The sequence below is a fragment of the Candidatus Hepatincolaceae symbiont of Strigamia maritima genome (genome assembly GCF_055505085.1).
Genome location: NZ_DBKDTU010000167.1, coordinates 1 through 7,246 on the forward strand (window position 1 = coordinate 1; position 7,246 = coordinate 7,246).

6 protein-coding genes are annotated in these 7,246 nt (G+C 30.8%); all 6 read left to right on the forward strand.

Annotated features, from left to right (window positions below; translation table 11 throughout):
* Window positions 1-41: 41 nt before the first annotated feature.
* Window positions 42-1,949 (forward strand): threonine--tRNA ligase, encoded by a 1,908-nt coding sequence (thrS, locus tag ACQCX0_RS04525; protein ID WP_462562987.1) that lies wholly within the window; start codon window positions 42-44, stop codon window positions 1,947-1,949.
* Between the two features lie 130 nt (window positions 1,950-2,079).
* Complete coding sequence (gene infC / locus ACQCX0_RS04530; protein WP_462562992.1) at window positions 2,080-2,592, forward strand: translation initiation factor IF-3; 513 nt, start codon at window positions 2,080-2,082, stop codon at window positions 2,590-2,592.
* 228 nt (window positions 2,593-2,820) lie between these two features.
* On the forward strand, window positions 2,821-3,015 hold the full coding sequence (gene rpmI, locus ACQCX0_RS04535) for a 50S ribosomal protein L35 (RefSeq protein ID WP_462562988.1): 195 nt from the start codon (window positions 2,821-2,823) through the stop codon (window positions 3,013-3,015).
* 9 nt (window positions 3,016-3,024) lie between these two features.
* Window positions 3,025-3,387 (forward strand): 50S ribosomal protein L20, encoded by a 363-nt coding sequence (rplT, locus tag ACQCX0_RS04540; RefSeq protein WP_462562989.1) that lies wholly within the window; start codon window positions 3,025-3,027, stop codon window positions 3,385-3,387.
* Window positions 3,388-3,451: 64 nt separating this feature from the next.
* Window positions 3,452-4,522, forward strand: a complete 1,071-nt coding sequence (pheS, locus tag ACQCX0_RS04545; RefSeq protein WP_462562990.1) for a phenylalanine--tRNA ligase subunit alpha — start codon at window positions 3,452-3,454, stop codon at window positions 4,520-4,522.
* Window positions 4,522-6,954 carry a phenylalanine--tRNA ligase subunit beta gene (pheT, locus tag ACQCX0_RS04550; protein WP_462562991.1) on the forward strand — a complete coding sequence of 811 codons (2,433 nt, stop codon included), beginning with the start codon at window positions 4,522-4,524 and terminating at the stop codon, window positions 6,952-6,954. Before pheS ends, pheT begins: the two co-directional genes overlap by 1 nt.
* Window positions 6,955-7,246 lie beyond the last annotated feature (292 nt).

Sequence of the window (7,246 nt, forward strand, 5' to 3'; positions counted from 1 at the left end):
ATATTTTTTATTAACAATAAATTAATATAGTGATTATTCAAATGATTAAAATTACTTTAACAGATGGTTCAATTAGAGAATATAATACCTCTGTTAGTGCTATACAGATAGCACAAGAAATTAGTAGTTCTTTAGCTAAGAATGCATTGCTAGCTATGGTTGATGATGAACCGTTAGATTTAAGCAGAAAAATTGAGGAATCAGCTTCTCTTAAAATTTTAACCTATAAAGATAAAAATTACTTATTGCCTGTTATGAGACATGATATGGCTCATTTATTGGGAGAAGCTATTTTAGAACTCTATCCTAATACCAAATTAGCTACCGGTCCTGCTACGGAGAATGGTTTCTTTTATGATTTTTTACCGGAGAATCCATTTAGTACTGAGGATTTAGTTAAAATTGAGCAGAGAATGCGTAAGATTATAGATAGAAAAGAGGAGGTTACTAGAGAAGTTTGGGAAAGAAATAAAATTATTCAATATTATCAGGAAAGAGCTGAAATTTTTAAGGTAGAAATTTTAAAAAAAATAACCGATGAGACTGTATCTATGTATAGGCAGGGAAATTTTTTAGATTTATGTAGGGGCCCGCATTTAAGGAATACTGGGTTAGTGTCAAAGGCTTTTAAATTAACTAAAGTTTCTGCAGTATATTGGAAGGGAGATGTGAATAATCAGTCTTTACAAAGAATCTATGGGATTGGTTTTTTATCAGAACAAGACTTAAAAAATTATTTCTTTATGTTAGAAGAAGCCGAGAAAAGAGATCATAGAAAACTTGGTAAAGAAATGGGATTATTTCATTTCCAAGAAGAAGCTACTGGGATGGTTTTTTGGCATGAGCAAGGCTATAAATTATATAGACGTTTAGAAGATCATATTCGTCAAAAATTAGAACAAAATGATTACAATGAGGTGAGAACACCGCAAATATTTAATAAAAGTTTATGGGAAAAATCTGGACATTGGGATAAATTTAGAAATGATATGTTTATTATTGCAAATGATAACGAAACCCTTGCTCTGAAACCTATGAATTGTCCAGCTCATGTGCAAATTTTTAAACAAGGTATTAAAAGTTATAAGGATTTACCTATTAGAATAGCTGAGTTTGGGTCATGCCATCGGAATGAACCATCAGGAGCTTTACACGGCTTAATGCGGGTTAGAGCTTTTGTGCAGGATGATGCTCATATTTTCTGTACTAAAGAGCAAATTAGTAGTGAAACTCAAAAGTTTTGTGCTTTGCTTAAGGAAGTGTATCAAGATATTTTCGGAGCAATTACTATTAAAATTAAATTTTCCGATCGCCCTAAGAATAGGGCTGGGGATGATAAAACTTGGGATATTGCTGAGTTTTCCCTAAGGTCAGCAGCAGAACAGGCAGGATTAGACTTAATCATGAACAAAGGAGAAGGAGCATTTTACGGGCCTAAACTTGAATTTGTTTTAACTGATTCTATTGGCAGAGAGTGGCAATTAGGTACTTTGCAAGTAGATTTTATTCTACCGGAAAGATTAGGTGCACATTATGTAGATGAAGTTGGAAATAAATGTGTTCCTATTATGTTACATAGAGCTATACTGGGTTCTTTTGAGAGATTTATAGGAATCTTATTAGAGCACTATGGCGGTAAATTACCTTTATGGTTAGCTCCAACCCAAATAGCATTAATTACCGTTACTAATCAAATTGATTCTTATGCTATAAAAGTTTTAAAACTTTTTAAAGAAAAGGGTATTGCTGCTATTCTAGATACTAGATCACAAACAATTAATCATAAAATTAGAGAACACAGTTTGAACAAAGTTCCGATTATTGGAATTTTAGGAGAGAAAGAAAAACAAAATCAAGAGATTACCCTAAGATATTTAGGAGAAGTACAGCAAAAAAGTCTTGATATTAATGTAGCAATTGCTAACATAGTAAATGATACAATTAAATAATTGTAAAGATACTTTAAATTTTATGAGGAGATAATTTATTAAAAAGCCGGTTTTCAGCAATAATACTGTATATAATAAAAATGCTAATAACAATAAAGATGTTAAAACTATATCTAAAGATGGAGTTAGAATCAATGAGGATATTAAAGATTATGAAGTAATGGTAATTGATAGTCAAGGTCAGTCTTTAGGTATTATGAATACTATAGCAGCTATTAATTTAGCTAAAAAATCCGGATTAGATTTAGTGGAAGTTTCACCTAGTAACAAGAATCCAGTATGTAAAATCTTAGATTATAGTAAATATAAGTATGAATTAAAAAAGAAAAAAAATCTAGCTAAGAAGAATCAGAAAGTTACAGTAATAAAAGAGCTACAATTCAGCTTAAGAATTGGTCTAGGTGATTACCAAGTAAGAATCAAACAGTGTACTGAATTTTTAACTAAACAATACAAAGTAAAAATGATTTTAAAGCTACGAGGCAGAGAAACTGCTTTTGCCGCAGAAGCCATAGAATTTCTAGATAGTTTTTATAAAGATATCGGCGGTGAGGAAATAGGTAAATTAGAAAAACCTCCGCAAAGGGAAGGTGCTAGAGTAATTAGTCTCATTGCTCCAATATCTGTTAGTATTAAGAAATAATTTGTAATAAATATAATATACATCAAAGTAAATAGCAAAAAAAAGTAAGTGAGCAAAAATAGGATATTGTTTTTTTCTAATTTTTTTTGTATCATATAGCTTATTCTATTATAGATAGTTAGTTCTAATTATTAGAGAATATAATACTAAAAAGATAAGGCAGGGCATGCCGATTCTTGTAAGCTATAGAATAAATAATAAAAAAAATATTAAGGAGAATCATTCAAAATGCCCAAATTAAAAAGTAAATCTAGTTTTAGAAAAAGATTTAAAGTCACTGCCTCTGGTCTTATTAAAGCAAAATATGCATGTAAAAGCCATTTTTTAAGACGCAGACCACAAAAAATGAAACGCTCTGCTAGGGGTATGAAAGTCCTTTTTGCCGGAGATATGAATTTAATTAAACCCGGTTTAAGAGGTTAAGGAGAAAAAATGGCTAGAGTAAAAAGGGGTACTACCACCCATAAAAGACACAAAAAAATTCTAAAATTAGCTAAAGGTTACAGAGGTAGAAATAATAATGTTTTTCGGGTGGCTGTAGAGAAAGTAGAAAAAGCTCTACAGTATGCTTATAGAGATCGTAGAAACAAAAAGAGAGATTTACGGGGTTTATGGATTCAAAGAATCAATGCTACTTCTAGAATGTATGATTTAACTTATTCGGCATTTATGAATGGCTTAAAAAAAGCTAACATAGTAGTAAATCGTAAGATTTTAGCGGATATTGCCATCAGAGATATTGAGGCATTTTCTGTATTTGTTAATAAAGCTAAAGAAGCTTTGCAGAGTAATTAAGTCATAGAATTACTAAGATTCTCTTTTCATATAACTTACTATTAATAAGATACAATGATTGCTCATGGATAATCCAGACTTAGCTCAATACCTTCAAGAAATTAACAAACTTAGTACTACTACTTCGGTAGAAGAGTTTAGAATGAGGTTGTTTGGGCGTCAGGGTATCTTAACTACTAAAATGAAAGCTCTAACCAGCCTAGAGATTGTTGCTAAAAAAGAGCAGGGACGTTATCTTAATATTCTTAAAGAAAAGTTACAAGCAGTCTTAACCCTAAAACAGGAAGCCTTAGTTCTTCTTGAAATGGAAGAAAATCTTAAGAATGAAGCCCTGGATGTTACTTTGCCGGTACAGAATAAGTCACTTGGTAAATTACATCCTATTTCAAATACAATTGAACAAATTATTGCAATTTTCGGTAACTTAGGTTTTGTAGTAAAAAGTGGTCCTGATATTGAAGATGATTGGCATAATTTTACCGCCTTGAATATTCCACAGTATCACCCAGCGAGGCAGGAACATGATACCTTTTATCTTAATGCTAAAGATGATTTAGGATTACGTAAAGTTTTAAGAACTCATACTTCTACAGTACAGATTAGGGAAATGTCTAAACAAGAACTACCTCTTAGGATTATTGTTCCAGGTAAAACCTATAGAAATGACTATGATGCTACTCATTCTCCTATGTTTCATCAGGTAGAGGGTTTATATATTGATAAATTTGTTAATATTCCTCAATTAAAAGGAGTTTTATATAATTTTTGTCAGGAATTCTTTGGATTAAAGAATTTATCTTTAAGAGTTAGACCGAGTTATTTTCCTTTTACCGAACCATCATTTGAGTTTGATGTAGCTTGTGCTAAAAAGAACGGGCAACTTATTATCGGTGAAGGAGAAAGTTGGTTAGAGATATTAGGCTGTGGTATGGTTCATCCTAAAGTTATTGTTAACTGCGGACTATCACCTGAATTATATCGTGGTTTTGCTTTTGGGATAGGGATTGAAAGAATAGCTATGCTTAAATACGGTTTTTCTGACCTACGGGCTTTTTTTGAGAATGATGTGAGGTGGCTAGAACACTATGGTTTTGATTTTTTAAAAATACCGAATTTAGTGTGGGGTCTTAACTAATGAAATTTACTTTTAATTGGTTGAAGGAGCATTTAGATACAACAGCACATTTAAAGGAGATTACTGAAGCTCTAATTAATATCGGAGTTGAAGTTGAGAATATTATTAATTATCAATATCTTTTTAAAGATTTTTCTGTTGCTCATATTATTGCAACAAATCCTCATCCTAATGCCGATCGATTAAAAGTTTGTGAAGTAAAAACCAAGGACGGGATCTTACAAATAGTGTGCGGAGCAACAAATGCTAAGGCAGATATTAAAGTAATTTATGCACCTCTTAATACTTATATACCGGGGAGTAAAATTACCTTGAAACCTACTAATATTAGAGGAGAAAAAAGTGAGGGAATGTTATTGTCTTTCTCAGAACTCTCTTTGGATGGTTTGGATGAGGGAATTATAGAAGTAAATAAAGATTTTTCTGTGGGAGAACTAGCAGCAAAAGCTATAGGTAGAGATGATATATTAATTGAGGTTAAAATTACTCCCAATAGAGGTGATTTACTCGGAGTAAGAGGAATTGCCAGAGATTTAGCGGCTTTTGGTATAGGAACTTTGAAACCGCTAAAATATAAAAAAGTTACTTTTGCACAGGATATACCTTCTCTTACTAACGATAAATTTTCTCTTTCTCTGGAATTGAATCCTAACATATCTACTAAATTTGCTTTATGTGAACTCTTTGCTTTAAATAATAAAGCTAAATTACCAGAAAATATTAGTAATTACTTAGAAATTATCGGTATAAAACCCAATAATACAGTAGTTGCTTTAGCTAGCTTTATTATGTTTGATGTGAATCAGCCTCTATATTTTTATGACAAAGCTACCTTAAATAATTTAAATTTTAGGGTGGATTTAAGTAAATCCGAACATAGTTTTACAGGACTTGATAATAAAGAATATTTTCTACAAACAAATACTCCTATTATTACTATTAATAATAAAATAGAAGCTATAGCAGGTATTTTAGGAGGTATACAGAGTGCTTGCAGTTTTGATACTACGGAAGTAGTTTTAGAATGCGGTAGTTTCAACAAAACCAAAATTGCCTTAGCTAAAAGAGCTTTGAATCTGAATACTGATGCTGCCTATCGTTTTGAGCGTAGCACTAATGAGGCAGAGATTGAGCAGATTTTAGAATATAGTATTGCTTTAGTATTAGGTGTTTGCGGGGGGAAAGCTAAGTATCCTCTTATTATGCAAACACAAGAAATCACTCCATTGGTAATAGAATTTAATTTAAATTATCTTAGAGAATTAAGTGGGATTGAGTTTTCCCTTGATAAGGTAATAAATATTTTCTTAGGGTTAGGTTTTGGAGTAGAGCAAATTAATATAGAAAATTTGAGAATAGAAATTCCTAAGTTTAGAAAAGATATAGATAGCAAACAATGTTTAGTAGAAGAAGTAATCAGGATTTACGGGGTAAATAACCTTCCATTAGCACCTATACCATACCATGAGCAAACAGAAAAAATCTTTACAGATTTCTATGAGAGAACCTTATTAGCCAAAAGAGCTTTGGCAACTCAGGGGTTTTTAGAAGTCATTAATTTATCTTTTATAAATAAAAATTTGGCTAAAATTTATTCTCTATATAACGAAGAAATAGAATTAAGCAACCCTCTGAGTGAGGAATTCTCAATAATGAGGAGCTCCCTTATACCGAGTTTAGTGAATAATATAGCTACTAATAATAATAAAGGCTACTTTAACTTAAAATTTTTTGAAATCGCTGATGTTTATAATAATACCACTCAAAATAGTAGTGGGGAAGAAACTGTTGCAGCCTTTGTAATGTCAGGTAAAAAACTTACTAAGCATTGGGAAAATACTGATATTTTTTATACTATTTTTAATGCTAAGAGTGAGCTCTTTATTCTAATACAACATTTATGCTTTAATCCGGATAATCTTACCATTAGTACGAATAATCTACCAAAGTATTATCATAGTACGAAGTCAGCAAGTTTGTCTTTGGGAAGAGATAATATTATAGGTTATTTCGGAGAGATTCACCCTTTCTTAAAACATAAATTAAACTTAAAAGAAAATATTATAATGGCAGAATTGCTTTTAAAGCAGTTACCAATTAGTAAAGCAAAGAATAATTATTTAAAACCGGTAGCAGTAATTTCTGATTTAATGCCTTTAGTCAGAGACTTTGCATTTTTAGTAAAACAAACTCTGCCTGCTACTGAAATCATTAAGATAGCTAAAGCAGTTGATAAAAAACTAATTAAAAATATAAAGATTTTTGATGTTTTTAGTGGTAGAGATATCCCAGAAGGTATGAAGTCTATAGCGATTAGTGTTGCCATTGAACCATTTGATAAAACTCTAACCGATATTGAGATTCAAGAGTTGAGTAATAAAATCATTCAACATATTACCAAACATTGTGATGCTATACTAAGGAGTTCATAATTAGGAATTTTTATGATTTTTAAGACAAAGTAGAGAATTAGCGTATTCCCTAAATTTATAGATAATGCCTTAAATAGACTATTTAGCTATAACCACGATTCTTTAGCAAAATATATAATTTTCCATTCATACCCAACTCCTATTTCTTAAAGTATTCCTTAAAAGTAAGACAAAACACTTATACCTTATATAACTTTTTCTTTAAAAGATTTAAGGCAAAAGATGTCTAATCTTTTAGTTTATTATTAGGATTAGGTATACAGTATAAGTATTAGCAATTATTTAGTATATA